This is a genomic window from Paracidovorax sp. MALMAid1276, assembly GCF_049198005.1.
GTDB lineage: Bacteria > Pseudomonadota > Gammaproteobacteria > Burkholderiales > Burkholderiaceae_C > Acidovorax.
Window position 1 is genome coordinate 18941 of sequence record NZ_JBMIRS010000042.1, and the last position, 17505, is coordinate 36445.

General features: G+C 59.6%; 13 protein-coding genes and 4 pseudogenes. 7 read left to right on the top strand and 10 right to left on the bottom strand.

Translation table 11 applies throughout. The features are described from left to right. The first annotated feature begins 709 nt into the window (after window positions 1-709). Both ACOQFS_RS02385 and ACOQFS_RS02390 read left to right on the top strand, forming a co-directional pair. Window positions 710-2068, top strand: coding sequence for a replication initiation protein (locus ACOQFS_RS02385; RefSeq protein ID WP_421561380.1), 1359 nt, complete (start codon window positions 710-712; stop codon window positions 2066-2068). A gap of 218 nt (window positions 2069-2286) precedes the next feature. Continuing rightward, window positions 2287-3433 (top strand): annotated as a pseudogene (locus ACOQFS_RS02390) (IS3 family transposase). 154 nt (window positions 3434-3587) lie between these two features. On the opposite strand, the pseudogene ACOQFS_RS02395 reads toward ACOQFS_RS02390, so the two are convergent. Beyond that, window positions 3588-4018, bottom strand: a pseudogene (locus ACOQFS_RS02395) (DDE-type integrase/transposase/recombinase); the annotation flags it as partial. On the opposite strand from ACOQFS_RS02395, the pseudogene ACOQFS_RS02400 reads away from it, so the two are divergent. Continuing rightward, window positions 4013-4296, top strand: a pseudogene (locus tag ACOQFS_RS02400) (ATP-binding protein); the annotation flags it as partial. The pseudogenes ACOQFS_RS02395 and ACOQFS_RS02400 sit on opposite strands and share 6 nt — an antisense overlap. Before the next feature lie 72 nt (window positions 4297-4368). Here the strand turns inward: ACOQFS_RS02400 and ACOQFS_RS02405 are convergent. After that, entirely contained in the window at window positions 4369-4680 is a 312-nt protein-coding gene (locus tag ACOQFS_RS02405; RefSeq protein ID WP_108497338.1) for a helix-turn-helix domain-containing protein, read from the bottom strand. Between the two features lie 199 nt (window positions 4681-4879). On the opposite strand from ACOQFS_RS02405, the gene ACOQFS_RS02410 reads away from it, so the two are divergent. The 3 genes and pseudogenes from ACOQFS_RS02410 to ACOQFS_RS02420 form a co-directional block, all read left to right on the top strand. Continuing rightward, the gene (locus ACOQFS_RS02410) at window positions 4880-5170 is read left to right on the top strand and encodes a hypothetical protein (RefSeq protein ID WP_133246262.1); all 291 of its coding nucleotides are present in this window, start codon (window positions 4880-4882) and stop codon (window positions 5168-5170) included. A 98-nt stretch (window positions 5171-5268) separates the two neighbouring features. Further along, window positions 5269-5400: a hypothetical protein gene (locus tag ACOQFS_RS02415; RefSeq protein ID WP_291438078.1), complete on the top strand. Its 132-nt coding sequence runs from the start codon at window positions 5269-5271 to the stop codon at window positions 5398-5400. A 921-nt stretch (window positions 5401-6321) separates the two neighbouring features. Then, a pseudogene (locus ACOQFS_RS02420) lies at window positions 6322-6471 on the top strand (hypothetical protein); the annotation flags it as partial. An 89-nt stretch (window positions 6472-6560) separates the two neighbouring features. Here ACOQFS_RS02420 and ACOQFS_RS02425 read toward each other — a convergent pair. The 8 genes from ACOQFS_RS02425 to ACOQFS_RS02460 form a co-directional block, all read right to left on the bottom strand. Continuing rightward, window positions 6561-6902, bottom strand: coding sequence for a hypothetical protein (locus tag ACOQFS_RS02425; RefSeq protein WP_421561399.1), 342 nt, complete (start codon window positions 6900-6902; stop codon window positions 6561-6563). A gap of 56 nt (window positions 6903-6958) precedes the next feature. Next, window positions 6959-8356 carry a hypothetical protein gene (locus tag ACOQFS_RS02430; RefSeq protein WP_421561381.1) on the bottom strand — a complete coding sequence of 466 codons (1398 nt, stop codon included), beginning with the start codon at window positions 8354-8356 and terminating at the stop codon, window positions 6959-6961. Further along, entirely contained in the window at window positions 8353-8868 is a 516-nt protein-coding gene (locus ACOQFS_RS02435) for a Mov34/MPN/PAD-1 family protein (RefSeq protein ID WP_421561382.1), read from the bottom strand. The genes ACOQFS_RS02430 and ACOQFS_RS02435 overlap by 4 nt, the downstream gene beginning before the upstream one ends. Continuing rightward, a complete protein-coding gene (locus ACOQFS_RS02440) occupies window positions 8825-9283 on the bottom strand; it encodes a DUF7665 family protein (protein ID WP_421561383.1) in 459 nt (152 codons plus the stop codon). Before ACOQFS_RS02440 ends, ACOQFS_RS02435 begins: the two co-directional genes overlap by 44 nt. Window positions 9284-9292: 9 nt before the next feature. Further along, window positions 9293-9790 (bottom strand): hypothetical protein, encoded by a 498-nt coding sequence (locus ACOQFS_RS02445; protein ID WP_421561384.1) that lies wholly within the window; start codon window positions 9788-9790, stop codon window positions 9293-9295. 103 nt (window positions 9791-9893) lie between these two features. Further along, window positions 9894-13217 carry a UvrD-helicase domain-containing protein gene (locus ACOQFS_RS02450; protein WP_421561385.1) on the bottom strand — a complete coding sequence of 1108 codons (3324 nt, stop codon included), beginning with the start codon at window positions 13215-13217 and terminating at the stop codon, window positions 9894-9896. After that, window positions 13214-13849, bottom strand: a complete 636-nt coding sequence (locus tag ACOQFS_RS02455; protein WP_421561386.1) for a hypothetical protein — start codon at window positions 13847-13849, stop codon at window positions 13214-13216. The genes ACOQFS_RS02450 and ACOQFS_RS02455 overlap by 4 nt, the downstream gene beginning before the upstream one ends. Continuing rightward, window positions 13846-14562: a hypothetical protein gene (locus ACOQFS_RS02460; protein ID WP_421561387.1), complete on the bottom strand. Its 717-nt coding sequence runs from the start codon at window positions 14560-14562 to the stop codon at window positions 13846-13848. Before ACOQFS_RS02460 ends, ACOQFS_RS02455 begins: the two co-directional genes overlap by 4 nt. 872 nt (window positions 14563-15434) lie before the next feature. Here ACOQFS_RS02460 and ACOQFS_RS02465 point away from each other — a divergent pair. Further along, complete coding sequence (locus ACOQFS_RS02465; RefSeq protein WP_421561388.1) at window positions 15435-17456, top strand: HEAT repeat domain-containing protein; 2022 nt, start codon at window positions 15435-15437, stop codon at window positions 17454-17456. Window positions 17457-17505 lie beyond the last annotated feature (49 nt).

Below are 17505 nucleotides of genomic sequence, written 5' to 3' on the forward strand. Positions count from 1 at the left end.
GATGAATCTAGGCGATTCTGATTGTGGCTGGGGAGAGGGGCAGGAGTCGTTTTCGATTTGACCTCGTCTGGTGAGCTTTTACAGGGAGCAAGGGAATGATGCTCTACTGATGGGCAATTGGGCATGGTCGAATTCCTTCTGGACTCTGGTGAACTGGCTGTTTTGCATTGGAATTCACTCGTTAGGCATCCACGCTATTGAGGATTCTTTGTATTGAACATCCTTGGAAACCTTAAATACAATTTAAACATCGCAAAACCTAAGCCCCACGCGGTTTTCCGCCTAGTGAGGTGAGTGGATTCGGGGACCAAGGTGAGCCAATACGGGGAGAGAGGTGAGTGCCCCCGGGGACAGGCAACATCTATGGTGAGAATTAACAGGGACCATAAGTGAGTGGATTCAGGGGCAAAGTGCGCAAAGGTGAGCTTCTACGGGGAGTGGGCGACACGGTAGCTCCTTGAACTCGCCTAGAGCTCATGAACTTTTTCTTGGCGAGCTAGCTTCCACCTAATGATCGGGTTGGCCGAATGAGCGGTCTGCAGCCCAGCGTAGGCTTGCCTCATCACCTACGAAAAGGTGATGAGGCCACAAACCGATACAAAGGTGAACCCTCGACGCTTCCATCGAAAGGTGAGAGAATCGCGCCAAAATTTCACCGATAGATCCGGTCGCATGGCAGCGCGCACCAAGCACCGGTCAGGAAAGGTCGATGCCGATGGCGAGGAAGAGCAAGGCGAAACCTGGGGAGGTCATCACGATCGACGCCAGCGATGTGAGGGAGTTTCGCAAGACCAATGAGGCTATTGGATTGCGGGTCGTAGAAGGCAATCTCTCGCTGCTCTCTCGTAAGGTATTCAATGTGATGATGTACCACGCCCAGGAGATGAAGGTTCCTGGGCTCAATGCACCGATCAACACCGCTGCAGCCAAGAAGTACTTCTGGATTCCGCTTTCTGACCTTGCCCGGGATGCGGCCTACGACAGCAAGGATGTGCAGTACCTGAAGAAGCAGCTTGAGGAAATGCAGAACATTAAGCTGCTCATGGAGAACGAGCGACAGTGGACGAGTGAGCGACTGGTCTCTTCGGTCACCTTGGTTAATCCCGCTGGGCTGAACAAGCATGCAGGGCAGGTGTGGTTTGGATTCGCTTTTCCTCCTGAGGTGCACGAGCTGGTGATGGCGCCTAGCACTTACACACGGCTTTCGATCGTGTACCAAAGCTCGCTCAAGTCAGGGTCTGCCCTTGCTTTGTATGAAATCTGCCGTCGTTACGCGACTAATCCATCCAAGGTGACTTTCATCCAGACTTATGAGCACTGGTACGGTGTGATCACAGGCAATCCTATATCTGAGTCGACACCGCCCGTCTACAAGTACTTCAAGCGGGACACCCTGAGGCCCGCCATCGCTGAAATCAACGCGCTCACTGACATCAACATCGAACTGATTGAGCACAAGAACGGCCGGCGCGTCGAGAAGCTGCAGTTCAAGGTCGAGCAGACGAAGCAAGCCCAGCTTGAATTCCCGGCGCCGCCCATCATCGACACGGAACTCATGACGAGGGTGATGAAATTCGGTTTCAGCCAAGCGGACGCCAGCGACTTGGTCGCGCAACACAGTGACGACCTCCTGCGCACGGCCATTTCTCGGGTGGAGGCACGCGCAGAGTCGAAGGGAATGACCCCGCTGGAGACCCCAGCAGGCTACTTCCGCTGGACGCTCCAGGACTTGGTGCGTAACCCGACTCCTGTACCTGCACTGGCATCACCCAAGGCTGCCCCCTCGTCTAGCAAGGCGAGCGGTCGCAGTGTGATGGAGCGATTTCTTGCCGCCAGGGCTATTGAGGCCCTTGGGGTCTACAAAGAACTTGACGATAGCGAGCGCAAGGCTCTATTCGAGGCGTTCAAGTCACAGAACGCCAACAAGACGTTAAAGCTGGACAAGGGGCTTGATAGCGCTGCAGTCCGTGGCATTTTTGCGCCTTGGTACGCCAAACAGTTGTGGGGAGAGCCAACGGCCCAAGCGCTGGCTCAGTTTATCGAGGAGTATGGAGCTACGTCCAGTTAGCCAGCGCTGGCTGGCGTCGTACGTTGTGGCCGGAGACGAACCAATTTCTGCCGCTTCAACTCAATACCCCGGCTGGAAAATGGTTGCATTCTTATGTTGTTCGCATATTAATTATGTCCACGTAACGTGGACATTCAAAAAAATGGACGACAAAGGCTGGGCTGCTGCCGGTTTCGATGACACCTTGTTAAGGTGGAAGATGAAACCGGAGGTGGTTCATGGAGAGAAGAAGGACATTCAGCCGCGAGTTCAAGCTCGAGGCGGTCAGGCTGGTCACCGAGCGTGGCGTGGCTGTGGCCCAGGCAGCCAAGGACCTGGACGTTCACGAGAACGTGCTGCGCAAGTGGGTTCGTGAGTTGCGAGAGGAGCCCCAGGAGGCGTTCCCTGGCAACGGCAAGCAGAAGGCCCAGGACGCGGAGATAGCGCGACTGCGCAAGGAGGTTGCCAAGCTCAAGATGGAGCGCGACATCCTGAAAAAAGCCGCGGCCTACTTCGCGAAGGAGTCGATGTGAAGTTCGGCTTCGTGGCGAAACACCGAGGGGCCTGGCCGGTCAATCTGATGTGCGAGGCGCTCGGTGTCTCGCGGGGTGGCTTCTACGCGTGGCTCACACGGCCCAGGAGCCAGCGCAGCCTCAGCGATGAAGTGCTGGGCGCGCAGGTCCACCAGAGCTTCGTGCGCAGCGACCGCACCTACGGCGCGCGCCGTGTGTGGCACGACGTGTTGGAGCAAGGTCAAGCCTGTGGTCTGCACCGCATCGGCAACTCATGCGAGAGCAGGCACTACGAGCCAGGCCCCGACGACGTGGACTGCCCAAGGACCGGGGCACGCGCAGCGCGGTGGCCGATAACGTGCTGGACCGCCAGTTCCGGGCCGATGGCCCGAACCAGAAGTGGGTAGCCGACTTCACCTACATCTGGACAGCCGAGGGCTGGCTGTACGTGGCGGCGGTGCTGGACCTGTACTCGCGGCGCATCGTGGGCTGGTCGATGCAGGAGAGCATGACCTCGCAGCTCGTGGTGGATGCGCTGATGATGGCCGTGTGGCGGCGAGGCAAGCCGGTGGCCTTGTTGCATCACTCGGACCAGGGTAGCCAGTACACCAGCGAGCACTTCCAGAAGCTGCTGGATGAACAAGGCATCACTTGCAGCATGAGCCGGGCCGGTGAGGTCTGGGACAACTCGGCCATGGAGAGCTTCTTCAGCTCCCTCAAGACCGAGCGCACGGCCAGGAAGGTGTACCGCACACGAGGGCAGGCCCGTTCAGATGTGTTCGACTACATAGAGTGCTTCTACAACCCGACGCGCCGGCATTCGACGCTCGGCTATCTCAGTCCCGTACAGTTCGAGAAAGCTCAAGAAGCTTAGGTCGGTGTCAACGGAACCGGCAGCAGCCCAGGCATCTTTGAGAGTGCTCTAGAAGCAATAGCGCCAGTAATGCAGTTCGAGGTGAATCGTTCCGGGATTCTCGGAGGCTGTTTGGTTTAAGTCAGCCCACTTCCGCAGTGGCCTGACTGGCGAGTTACCGGTAGTGGTTTGCCTCAGCTTCTGCCGGTGGGACGTACCCTATGGGTTCGGGCAGGCGATGGTGGTTAAACTATGACCCCCATTCGAGCGTGGCGAACTCCACGGCTTCCTTTGTTTTCCATGGCGCGCGGTGATGGATTAACTCGGCCTTGTAGAGACCGTTGATGGTCTTGGCCAAGGCGTTGTCATAGCTGGCGCCCTTGCTGCACACGGAAGTCTCTATGCTCGCTTCAGCCAGTCTTTCAGAGTACCGAATGCTGGCGCATTGCGACCCGCGGTCACTGTGGCAAATCAAGCTTCCATCGCGCTCAGGCTGCCAGATGTAAAGGGCTTGCTCCAGTGCATCGAGCACGAAGTCCGTGCGCATTGAACTGCTTACCCGCCAGCCCACGATACGGCGGGCAACACGTCAATCACGAAGGCTACCTGCCGTTCCGTACGTGAGGAGGAGCTTTGCTGTTCCACCTGCTGTCCCAAGCTGTACGAGTGCACGAGCGTCGTGATAACCACCAACCTGAGCTTCAGTGAGTGGGCCAATGTGTTCGGAGATACCAAGATGACCACGGCGCTGCTGGACCGCATCACGCATCACTGCCATATTCTGGAAACCGGTAACGACAGCTACCGGTTCAAGAACAGTTCGGCACAGCAGCCACAGACCCACCAAAAAGGAGAAGACAACCAAGAACTTATCCACAACGTGAGCATGAAGTTCACGAACCAGGGTGGGTCAGATCGAGATGGAAATGGCGGGTTAGTTTTGGGGAAATCAACAGTCAGCCACCGCCCCCGCTAGGCAGGCCAAGCGCAGCGACTTCTTTCTGGACTTCGGCCAAAACAACCGAGACGTCATCTAGCGATGGAGAAGTGGCAAATGAAATTGCGAGCAGGGTCAGGGGATGGACGTTCAAAGCGGTGGCGATCTGCTCCACTTTTCCCAACGTGGGACTTTTGGTGCCTCGCTCTAGACTGCTGATGTAGGTTCGACTTGAAACAGAGGAGAAGTCCTCTTGGGTGTACCCCCGTGCGCGACGGATTACCCGCAGAGCCATGGCGATATTGTTCAACGCATTTGAATGAGCTTCCATCTCCGCGATTAGGAGACTTTGAACACAATAGGGCTACAATCTATAGTGTTCAAATTTTGCTTGACCAATGATTTCTTACTTTCGCAGTGTGCTTGCTGGGCTAGCTAGAGTCTCCCGCCGAAGAGCCCCAATAGCTAGTCTAAGTTTTGTACGACCATACTTCTTTGTTGAGTACCGTACAGAAAGCATTGGCGGAGGCATGAAGAACATTTTTTTGTCGAATGAAGACCTATTGCTCGACTTTGTGAAGCAAGGTTCTTTGCAAGGCTATATTGTGGTTCGCGTGAGGGTAATGTCACCTGGATACATGCATGATTCAAAATTTTGGCATTTTGAAGATCTCATAGCTTTATGGGAGGCTGAAGAACCTAATATGTATGAGCCGGCTCTGCTGTACACGCTGTCAACTGGTGTCGAGTTGGTAAAATCAGCTTCCTTCACGCCAATAGAGCATTTGGGAAAGCGCAAGTTGATATATCGGGCCCCTTAAGGCCAGGCAGTAGCAGCTATATGTTCCATTTCTCTCAAAAACTGCTGAGCAGAGCCTCCTGAAACGTGTTTTCTCTACAGTCGATTGCGGATATAACGATGACCGAGTTCTTTAATAATCCTGTTGCTGTCGGAATGAGCCTGTTCGGTCTGCTTCTGCTAGTGGGCTCCACATTTTCAAAAATGCAGGCTCGTTGGGAGCGGAAACACTTTCGCAATGACGCTCTTTGATTGAAAGCTGAGCCTCGTTGTTTTTAGGAATCAAATTGAATCGACAGGAGGAGCAAAAGAACGCTTTTCCCATCCTTCATAGGTTCTGTGATTGATTGAGTATCAGTCCTACATTATTTAGTTGCGCATATCACCATGGGCTTATTTGTCTCATGCCAGCGATAGCATAATTTATTGGTGTACGTCTCTGCGCAGGGGGTCAGAACTAAAATAATTGGAATAGCCTTGACTGCGTTGTACCAACGACATAAGCTGCACTATGTGAACAAAGCGCATTCGTTAGCCTTCGGCCTGACTACCGCCCAACTGCAAGAGTTGGCCAAACAGGCTGTCCGTGACGCCATAACCAAGAACGTTCAGGCGGGTGTTTCAACAACCGTTCTGCTCAACGGGCGTGTGCAATCGCTCGATGCAAGTGATCTACGACTGCAGTCGCTCTTGAACGAACGGGACGCGACTGGCCACGAGTCGTAGTGCGGAGGAACTTCATCTGGGCTGCTGTGCCCGTCATCGAAATCTCGAACTTCGTAGGGGTCATGGAGGCCGACCAGCTTTGACAACTGAGGTTGGCTCTGCGGGGGAAGCGTCCCGCGACTCCGAATTGCGGAATAAATGCTCCTATTTGGCGGTTCATATATCGGAGCATATAGGGGCAGCGGGCTACTTCAGGCTGATCTGAGCCATTAGCATTTCAGTACCTGAACGGCAGCAAACGCCAACACCACTCATTGAACTCCAACGTTGCTGACCGGCGGCTTGATCGTCGGAACCAGTCAGTCGAACGTGGAGCAGGCCAAGCAAATACCCGAACGACAGCTTATGCGCGCAGCGACAGACTCCTGTCAACCTTTCGCGGCTGCGAGTCAGCGTGCTTGAAAGCGGTAACTCAATTCGCCGGGTGGCGGGCAACGCGTGACTTGAATGGGCAAACGTCCGATCTGTGGCGGCTCACTCGCCATAGAAAATATCAACGCAAGGCTGAACGGGCGCAAGTTCGCCGGCACTGCCCGTGCCAACGTCTGCGACCAGGCTAAGAGCAAGGCGGGCGCACAACTTGAGCTTACAAGGGCGTTGCGAAAGTCTCCAAATGACGTAGCAGGCGTCGTACGAGCGGTTCGTATAGTGCTCATTCAAGCAGCCAACATTAGCGCCAGATGCTCTCAATGCCCAATCAAGCGGCTGACGACTTTGGAGACAGCGCTCAGGAGGGTCATGTCGTCGCCATCAAGGTCAGCTTGGCCAAGATGCTTCCAGAGGGCGATGGCCGAGCACATCAGCAGGATGGCGACTCCGGCCCATTGACAGGGCCAGATAAAGCGTTGCCACAGAACTTGGTCCAGCAATTGTGCAAAGACCTGGGCGGTGGGGCCCTTGAGACTGGCCTTCCGCTCAGCCGTCCAGGCCAACATGCAGGTCGGCAGCGCTGCATAGAAGACTACAAAGCCAATCACGCCGGTACAGAGGGCGCCAACCGGGCTGAACTTCGCGGCGATGTGCGCCATGTCGTCCACCGCGGAGGAAAGGCCGTCTTGCCGAGGATGGCCGTAGCACCGCCTGCTCATGTTCCCTCCCTTGCCCGGCCCGCCGGCTGCATCGCAGCTTGAACGAAGGCAGTCTGCAGCCCTTGGTATGTCATGGGTGGTGCACCAGTACGATGGCGCAGGCTCTTCATCTGCACATCCAGGGCGGCATAGACCAGACCACCGTGGAGCGGACGCATCACCTCGGTCAAAGCCATTGCAGCCGCCAGTACGCCGACAAACGGCGTGGCGACCGCGCGGGAGGCTAGTAGCGTCATCCCACAGATGTCTTTGCGCTCGTCGGCAAGCTTCTTGTACGTGTCGTTCAGCTCGGTGGCTGCTTGCGCGGTGGATTCAGCCGTCCAAATTTGTGATGGCAGGCGCGGGCCCGGGAAAGTATGCAGGCGAATGTTGCGGAAGTCGCGATATCCGCTGCCCAGTCCGGTCTCGACGACCTGCGAAAACTCGGCCGTGTCGAGGTCGCGGCGCGCAGCCACGTTGTCAACGCCGAACAGCGCCGTAGTCGGCTCGTCGCCCATGACTCGATGTCCGGAGCCGAACCGGCGCTCGACCAGCGCGGTGCTGAAGCCGGCAGTCTCGAGGCGGGTCGCGACCGCCCTGACCTTCGGTTTGAGCAGGTCAGCCGCCCATAGCAGCAAGCAGGTGCTGAGGTTGGACTTGGCCGCCTTGTCGAAGTCCTGGAGGACCAGGTGCGGGCGGCTGTCGGTCGGGTAGGGCAGCATGCCCAGCGCCCACGCATAGGCTTGGCCGAGGTGGCCCAGACCGACGAGCCACAGGGCCTTCGGCAGGTAGGCGAGCTCGGGGCCCTTGTGCGCGTCGCCGCGCCAGTCTGCGACGGCCAACGGGTTCCAGAGGGACATGCCGACGCTGCGGTGGCCAGAGTCGGCCAGGTCGCCGCGGACGTGCATGAAGGCCTCGTTGACGCCTAGCGCCGCGGCGCCGATGCCAGCGAGCGGGTTGTCGTCAGCGCAGGTCAGCCCGCCGCCAGCGCCGACGGGCGCAATCTCGAAGCGCCAATGGTCCCAGCTGAGTTGGACGCAGAAGGCCGGCAGCGCGTCCTCGGGGGCGACGCCGAGCACCAGGGTCGGCAGCTCGGTCGTAGCGTTGTTGACCACCGCGGCGCCGAGTTCCTCCGCAACGCCGCAGGCGCTGCGACCTTGATACAGCGGGACGTCGAGGGCATGGTCCAGGTCGCCGTAGACCTCGACGCCGCCAAGGAAGGCACGCACGGCCGTGTTCAGCGCGGTCAAGAAGCAGGCCTGGCCAGCCAGCGTGTTGACCCAACCATGACCGAGGTGGATGCGCAGCCTGTAGCGCGAGAACAGCGCCACGGCCTCCTCGGGCGACGCGACCTCGCCGGCGTCCAGGGCCATCTTGGCCAGCCGGTGCATGGAATCAGCGTTGAACTCGGTCATTGAATAACTCCAGCATCGCTAAGTCGCAGGAGGAGGCCGACATCGGAACCCGAATACGACGCCCACTGATGGTTGCCTTGGTAGACGTAGAACCCGAGGTCATGCGGGCGCGGACTGCCCTTAGCAAACCTGGGCACTATGAGGGCGATGTGGCCCTTCAGCGCGACCATGGGATTTGTGCGGTCCGAACGGCTCTGACCGGGGTCCAAGGGATGCGTGTGCACGTCGGCCACAACGGTCATGCCAGCGTCGCGGCAGACCTCCCAGAGTCTGGCGAAGCTGTCGGCCTTCAGGGACACGTAGTCGTGGTTGAATGAGTCGGCTTGCAACTGCTCGTAGGGCAGGAACCGCGCCACCACGCGGCCAGCGTCGGTCTTGTGCCCGAGCAAGAAGGCGCCGCTTTCGCGAACGCCGGCGCCTTGCGCGCGCAGGTGTGCCATCAACTCTGACCAGAGGGTGGCCGGCATATCAAGCAGGGGCGCAGGCGTAGTCGCGGCTTTGAAGAAGATCATGAACCACCTCCAGGTAGTGAGTGATGCCCTTTGCGGGCTTCCAGATGAGCTGTGGGTACTGGGCGAGCCAGCAGTCGTGGCCGACGATGCTTTCGCGGTCGCAGGGGATGTAGAGCGCATCGCCGTTCTTCCAGCTGGACTTGAAGGCCAGCTGCAGACGCTCGCCGCCTTGCGGCCACTTATCGAATGCCAGCTTGCTATCCGTCGAGATGTCCCAGAACGTGCCCGTGGGCGGCGTCGTCGGAAAGCCGCGGCAGTCCAGGCGCAGCGTGTATTCGCGGCGGTCGCGGGCAATTACGTTGATATAGACGAAAGGCCATTCCAGCTTCACGAACTGCCAGCGTTTGCGGTCCTCGCCCGAGAGAAGGCGTGCCGACGCGAGGTCGGCACGCAGAGATTCCTCATCCGGTGCCATACCTCCCCCTTAGCCGTTGATGCGGTGCGCAGGCACCAGGTCGAAGGTGACCTCGCACTGCGGGCACTTCGTCAGTGTGCCGATATGGACGTCGACGTCGGGCTGCTCGGTCGTGCCGGCAATCTGCAGGACGTGCTCGGCGATGTCACCGGGCGCCATGCCCAGCTTCTTGCCGGCCCACAGGCGCACGCGGCCGACGGTGGTCGCCGGACGGAACTTGTGGTGCACGACTTCGGCGCCGAAGCGGACCAGCACTTCCATCTGCTTGCAGCGGTGGAGGTGCACACGAACGCCATGCTCCTTCTTGAGGTGCTTGACGTGGGTCGCGTGGCCGTGGGCGTCGTCGTCATCGTCCTCGACCGAGAGGGTAAGGTCGGACACATCCGTGCCGGCCGGCACCAGCGCCAGGACGGCGTGCTTCAGCTCAGCGACGGTGGCCTCATCGTTGACTTCGACGAACTTGATGTCAGAGAAAAACTCCGACTGGATGTAAACGCGGGTGGGCATTTCTGCTTCCTTTTCCAGCTAGGTGAACTGCGCGGGATGCGCTGCTCCTACTGGGTAAGTCGCAGGAAGGCCTGGAAATCGGAAACTCGTGGGTAGGGGCGGCTCAGGCCGGGCAATGCAGGAAGTGCCGGCACTTCGGGCACTCGTACTGGTTCGGGCGTTCCTCGAAGTTGGCAGCCAGCAGGCCCTCGGCTGCCGCCATGGCGAACTTGTTGTTCCACCTGGGGCCGTCCGGCCACAGCGTCTCTTCCTTGCCGGTGCTGAGTACGTGGAGACGCGCGGAGAACGAGAGGTTCGTGTTGGCCGCCGCCAGGTATTTCAGCATCCAGCTGATTGCAGACCTTTGCCGCCCGAGCTTACCCGAGGGCTTGGTGCGGACGAAGTGAATCGTGTAGTTGTCACCAGACTTTGAAATGCGGTGTGCCGTCACGTTAATTTGTAGCCCTGCGCACGTGACTTGAAACGGTTTGGCCATGGCGGCACGCTGTGCTCGTATCAAGTTGCGTCCTGCGGACAGCAGACCATCTGCGTACGCACGCAGGTGAGTGAGCGAATCTTTGTAGGCGTGCCCCAGCGATACCAGCGTCCTTTCGACATCATCGGCAGCGACCGAAGGGTCGGCTCCGTAAGGAACAAAAAGCTCGCGCATCACCGCGCCCTCAATCAAGGCCGCGGGGTGTAGCCCCGATGCCGGCTTGAGATTCTTGACGTAGTCGTAGTAGTAGCTTCTTGGACAGACCATGTAGGTCATGAAGCCAGGAAACTCACAGTGATGAGCCTGATGGCCGCCTGTGGCCTTGGCTTTGGCGATGACTGCTTTGGGTGCTGTCGCGAACCCTTGAACAGACTGGAGAAGATGGGCAGCGTGCTCGATTGCGCTCACACATTGCGCCTTGGACGCGCCTTGGCTTTCATACAGGACGAGATGCTCGCGTGCCCGCGAAAGTGCGACATAAAGCTTGTTCGAGGCTTCAGTTTCTTCCTCAAAGTTCTCGCGGTGTTGAAGGGACTGCAATAGCGACTCCGGCACAAGGTTGGGGTCTGCGGCCATCCGGAAATGCTTGGCGTCGATGTCGACAAGATGGACTGTCTCGAACTCGAGCCCCTTGCTGCCGTGGATGGTCATGACAGCTACCGCGTCGAGACTGTCGGCCTCCGGCGGCGGAACGCGTAGCTCGCGGTCATCGCCGATACGCAGGCGTCGACGCAGGCGGGAAATAAAACTTCCGACGGTCTGATACACGTGACCGCCATCGGGAACGCGCAGGAAATAGATCAGCTGCCACAGGGCGATGCGCCGAGTAATGTCGAGTATTCCAGTGCCAGCCAGATGCGGCGCTAGGACGCTTGTTCGGTCGAGCAGCAGAGTGCAGATGACCTCCCAGGGCGAGTCTTTCGACGCAAGGCCTTGGAAGGCGGCCTTCCAGCGCAGAAGGGCAGCCGTGCCTTTAGCCGAAAGTCCCTGCGGCGGAGAATCTAGCCAGGACAGAGGTTCTGGTCGAGAGTTGTCGAGCCAGGTGAGGATGAGGTCGACGTCCGACGCTGGCATCTCTAGGCCCGGCAGACGCGAGATGCGCAGTAAGCCGCTACCAGACCGGTCTATGAAGACCTGCAGCAACGCCAGAAGGTCCTTAGCCTCGGAGCGCTGGAAGATGTCCCCAAGGTGGAGAGCCGGTATGCCGGCGGCGTTCAGGGCATCGGCCGTGTCGCCACAGGTATTGTGAGTGCTAGCCAGTATGACTTGGTCTCTGTATGCGACGCCTAGTTTGTGAATACGGGCTACGTTGGCCGCGACTTCACCGCGAACGATGTCCTCGGTTGCGCATTTGACATGGATAGGTTTTACGCCGCTCGCGCCCCGGGCAGGCTCTACATCGTCGAGCGGAAGTATGAGCTGTAGCGGGTGAGTCGCACGCCCCGAGTGTTCGAAGACTCGTACGACCTCTTCGTAGCTGCGCCGGTTCTCGTTGAGCGGAAAGGGCTCGTGGTCGGGATAGTCGTCGCCGAAGTTGACGATGCTGCGCATGGATGCGCCGCGGAAGCGGTAGATGGCTTGACGGGCATCGCCAACCACCCAGAGCGTTTCTGCACGGGCGGCAAGGGCCTTCACGAGTTGGGCGCTGGCCCGGTTGACGTCTTGGTACTCGTCCACAAGGATGTGCTTGAACCGACCAACGCTGGCGTTGAAGCTGTCGTAGTTGTTCTTCAGCGCGAGCGCGGGTAGCATCACGAGGTCGCCCATGTCCACAAGATTGGAGTTGGCCTTCGTCTTCTCCTCGTAGCAGCTGTAGAGCTTCGCTACGTCGCGTCGCTTGACAAGCAGGTCGGCCGGCGTGTCAGCGGCGGACTTCTCCACGGCTGCAGCGTAGGTGGCGGCGTCCGCGAGCTCGTCTTTCGCTCGCTGGATAGCTTCCACGACGGTCTTCAGCCAGTCGAGTGGGTCACCCAAGGGGTTGAACGCTTGCAGACCAAGGCTGTAGATGTGCGGCTCCAGCACCGCAATATTGGCCATCTTGTCGGCGACGCCGAAGCGGGGTTTCAGGCCAAACTGTTCGCAGTTCTTTCGCAGGAACTCCAGCCCGAACGCGTGAAAGGTACCGACCCAAATTTCGTGCGCCTTTTCGACGCCCAACTGCTGCAGCCGGTCCACTAGCTCTCGTGCCGCTCGGTTGGAGAAGGTGAGTAGTAGCAGTTCCTCTGGCTTGGCGCCTGCTTCCAACAGGTGTTGTACCCTCAGCAGCAAGGTAGCCGTCTTGCCTGTGCCTGGGCCAGCTTTCACCAGCGAGGTCTTGGCTTTGGACTGAGCCGCCGCAATCTGCTCTGCCGTTGGAGTGATGACCTTGGCGGGCTCTGGATCCTCTTCAGCTGGCTCTGGTAGCAGCAGGCCATCGAGCAGTTGTTGACGGACCAGCTCTAAGGGAAGGTCGAGTTCAATCGTTAGCTGTTCTGCCGTCTTGCCGGCCAGGAAAAGGGACCGGGCCACTTCTCTGGGCAACAGCGCCTCGCGTGCGAAGACGTTGGCTTGCAGCTCGGCACGCTCCCGCGCGCCGTAGGCCTCGACCTTCTGGGCACCGAACGTGTCGCTACCCTCTGGCTTCAGTATGGTGTCGACAACCTTGTGGCAGCCTTCGTGCCCGTAGTGGTGGAGCCTCCAGTGCCCGAATTCATGGGCGACGAGAAAGGCTCGCTCACCCGTTGATACGTCATTGCGGACAACTATCTGGCGGAACTTGACCTCCAGCACGGCGTCGGCGCCACCAAGCGCCTTATCCGATGGATTGGCGTCCGAAATCTGGAAATCCTCAGCATCCTCACTGGCGGCGGCATCAATGATTGCTTTAGAGGCAATGCCAGTTTCGGCAGCCCTCCCGAAGAGGTCCTGCCGAAACCGTCTCGCCTCCTCGCGAGCGCGATGAAAGGGTGTCACGAGGCGTCTTCCTCCGTCTGAAACCCAAGGAGCCGCTTCTTCTCGTCCTCGCTCTCTGGCAGGGAGCGGACGGCACTTTCCCAGGTCTCCAAGCCAGGCGCATTGGGCTGGCGGTTTGAGCTGTAGTTTCTTGCGCCCGCGAACTGCGGGCCAATGCACTGACGCAGGTCTGCCGGAGCCACGTTCAGATGCTTTGCCAAGTCCCGAATAACTCTAGGCGGGACGTTGGTGATGGTCGTGAGCACCTTGGTCAAGAGCAGCGAACTGGCGAATCCGGCAGCGGTCGCAGCCCGCCCCAGTTTGCCGCCAGCCAAGGTCGAAATGGCGCGTTTAGTGGCTTCGAGTTCAGAGGTTTGCGCCGTCTTCCCATCAAGTTCGTGAATGCGATTGAGAACGTAGCTCTGCAGCCGCGACACGTCATCCGTGGTCATCTTCGGGAGTGAGGCGTCTTCTATGGGCTCCGGCGATGCCTCGTAAGCAGTCCAGAGCGCCGCGAATTCCACGATGTCATCGCGATACTCAGGGTGCGCTTCGCAGACACGAAGCACTTGGGCAGGGGTAGGCTTGCCCGCCGAGTAGAAGAGCTCGTCAAGCACTTCGTCGAGCGACAGCCTCCGGTTTGGCGTTGTCATTGCTTGAACTCCTTGTCGATTTTTGCGAGCGCACTTCTCTTGTAGTTGTTCACGCTCTTAACGGTCACCTTGAGTGCTGCAGCTATTTCCTGGACCTGCCAGTCGGCGCAGTTGAGCAGCGTATAGGTGGCGTATTCCCTCTCCGTGAGGATTTCGAGTAGGCGGCTGTTCGCGCGTTCGAACGCCTGCTGCCGCGCAGCGAGAAGGTCCGGTGTGTTGTGGTCTTGCAGTTCCTCTAGGTCGTTGGTCGCAGATACCGCCTCGTCTTCACAATCCTCATCGACGTCCAAGCTGGACTGCTGCGTGCGCTTCTTCGGCAGCAGGGTTCGCTGAAAACTAATGGCCCGCCGTTCAAAGAACTGTCCGAACGCCTTCTCCGCATGCGCTGCGTCGTTGGCGTTTGAAAGCAATTGCTCCCAGATGTAGGAGGCAAGCTCGTGCGTCGCTCGTTTGAGGTCGTCGATGAGCCCGGGGAAGATGCGCGCCCTCAGGACAAACTTGCGCGACCGTTCCAGCAGGCGCTCGTTGAATGCCTCGGCCAAAAGCCCGATTCTGGTCGCGTCGCCCTTGGTGCGCGCTCGCCTGAACAGGCTGAAGATCTGCTCGTCGGCGACGAAGATCGGGTCGCGTTCCCAGTCAATGCGCGCTAGCCTGGCCCGCAGAGAGCGGTCATCGAGGTCCTCTAGGACCGTGTCAGGTTCTCGTGTGTACATCGTTCTTTTCCACTGATCATGCGAACACCCCCTCCCGGTTTTTCAGGGGATGCCCCCCTCACATGACTAAGTCGCAAGAGAAGCCGGAAATCGGAAACCGCTGGGCGTAGCAGGATGAAATGACCCGCTAAGGCTGGCCCGCCGCAGTGAATCTCCACTAGCCCAGTATGCGACAACTTTCGTTACATGTGCATGGATAGAGCCATTTTGGGGACCTGGTTACGTCGGTGTTCGCGATACCTCAGCCCTTGTTGGCGCTACATGGACGGCGTTGGGTCAATCTCGCGAACCGCAATTGCGCCCTCCTGTCGATGGTGTTCCACGAGTTGACCATCCTGTTTCGCTGGAGCCAATTTACCTGTCTGCGCAGCAGCAAGTTAGCACGTTGAACAGCGGCCAGGACGCCTCTATGGCTGCTTCACCACCGACAGCGATACTCCCAGCTGACATGTCGACAGCACAGTCAATGACGGCTTCTTGACCCAAACCGCGACCCCGGCAACCTGCTCAGGATGACAGCAACCGCTGCAGAATCGATTTCGGCGTGGCAATTTCAGACCCATCTGAGTCATTGCCGGTCCCGTATTTGCACTGTTCCCCCGCCGCAGGACCTTGAATGGTTCGATGCGGCATCGAAACTCGACAGCTCGGCTGAGCGCCCACGGCTGGTACCGCCGCTCTCCCGCTCTGCTCCAGGGTCATGCCGACCGTGTTTGTAAGCACGCTGTACCGGCCCGCAGCTCAGCACGCGGACGATTTACCGGTGGACGACTTGTCCAGTGGCAGCCGCTGGGCGGCATCTATGATTCCAAGCGGACCAGACGAGCCTGTGTTTACGGCTAGCCGTCGGGTTGCCATGTGGGGTCCGTATCTTGGACAAGTGGCACCCAGGCAATCCTGCCGATCCTCTAGTACCTATGAATCAAAATCTAAGCCAGGCACTTGCAGAGCAGCTGCAGAGCTCCACAAAAAATGTCGACGTGTTCCTGGCACTGGAAGCGCTTTGCCTCGCTGCTCCCGCAGTGGCCTTCGACGCCATCACGAAATTCCTACGGTCTGCGCCGGCAAATCAGCTGCCCCTGGCCAGAAATGCACTGCTGGTGTTGGCGGATCGTTCTCCCGCGCTCTTGGTGAGCGCGACGCTGGACGAAGACGCGAAAGTGGCGGACGCGGCCAAGCAGGCCTTGATGCTCCGCCCCTCCAATGATGCGTTGCCCCTGTACCTGCGCATGGCCAAGTCCAAGAGCGTTGACGAAGCCTGCTCGGGTTTCATGTACCTGGGCCGAATCTCCTCGCCGCAGGCGCGAGCGCCATTGTTCAAGGCGTTGGGCCACCGCAGCGCGACGGTGCGCGAGTATGCCGCTTCGTCCATCCACAGGCACGCCGACGAACACTGGATCGCCGACCTGCTGGAAGCCATCCGCACGCTGCGGCGTGAAGAGGTCGACAAAAAGAAAGACTTTGGTGAAGTGATCCACACGCTGTGCAGCGTGGTGGTGCAGAAATCCACACGCTCCAACCTGGATCTGCTGACGGAAGGACTCGGCGACGCGGACGCGAGAGTCCGCCGGACCTGTATCAGCGCACTAGGGCGCCTGGGGGACGCGGCGGCGGTGGTCCCGCTGATCGAGACGTTTGAACACCCGCGCCGGGGGATGCCGCTGGAACTGCGGATGGAACTGGTCAAGGTGCTGGGCGATTTGGGCGACGCGCGTGCGATCGCGCCGCTGCTGCGGGCCGGAGTGACCGTTGCCGCCCCGGCGCTGGGCCCGCTGAAGGCGCAGGGAGCCGTGCACGAACTGATGGCCGCGCTGGAGCAGGCCAGGACACCGCGCGATGCCAGCGAATTGGCCGAGGTGTTGGCCCAGCTGGAAGGGTCCGGCGAGCAGCAGTGGCCGCGCGCAGGGTTGCATTCGGCGTCGTTGCAGGTGCGCCGTGCCGCTGCGCTGCAGCTGGCGCGCGCGGCGCCCGAGGAAGCGGCAGAGCATCTGCGTGGCATGCTGCCCCAGCTCTCCAGCGGCGACACCGTGGGCGTTGCTGCGGCCCTGGTTTCCATAGGCTGTGCGGAGGGTTTCGAGGGCTTCTCGCGGGCATTGGAAGACGATCCCCATCACTGGAACGCCAGCGCCGTGGCGTACGCCTGCAGAACTCTTCGTGGGCCACGGGTGCAAGCGCTGTTGTTGGGCCTGCTGCCCGGCATCCGCAACGAATATCTCCACTACGTGTGCGCAGCCCTGGCTGCGCAAGGGGCTGATGTGTTGCCTGCGCTGATTGGCGCAGCCCAGGAGGCCAGCGACGGCTTTAGATACCGCTACATTGCGGCGCTTGCCGAGTTCCGCGACCCCCACGGGGTCGGGCTATTGGCTCCTCTCATGGTCCGCCGCAACCCATTGCGGGACGCGGCCATGCAGTCGTTGTTGGCCACGCCCAGCGCTGAGGCCCATGCAGCGCTGGCTGCTGCATTGCCGCTGGCTGAGTCGCCCGCTGACGCCCGGCTGATCACAGAAACCCTGGCGAAAGCAGCCACGCGCGAGGCGATCCCCGATTTGATACGGGTGCTGCAGACCGATGTCGCCACTGAGACGATATTGGAGGCCCTGGGCCGTGTGGGCGATCGAGCTGCTGTGCCTGCACTGGTCGATCAACTGAGCAGCCCCAACGCGCGCCGCCGCCAGGGAGCGGCAATGGCGCTAGGACAGATCGCAGACCCTGCGGCAGGGGCGCCGCTGGTCAACCTGCTGCTGAAAGAGTTTCATCTGGAGGTGGCGCAGGCCGCAATGCACGCCTGGCTGGCCAATGGAGCGGAAGATGATGGCGCACTTGATGGGCTGAGTGTGCCGGGCACGCGCGCATTCCTGTTAGCCAGTGCCAGACAGCTGAGCAAGGAACGCTAGCACGCACGTGCTTGGGGATGCCGGCTCAGTCCCTGTTTCAGCTGATCGC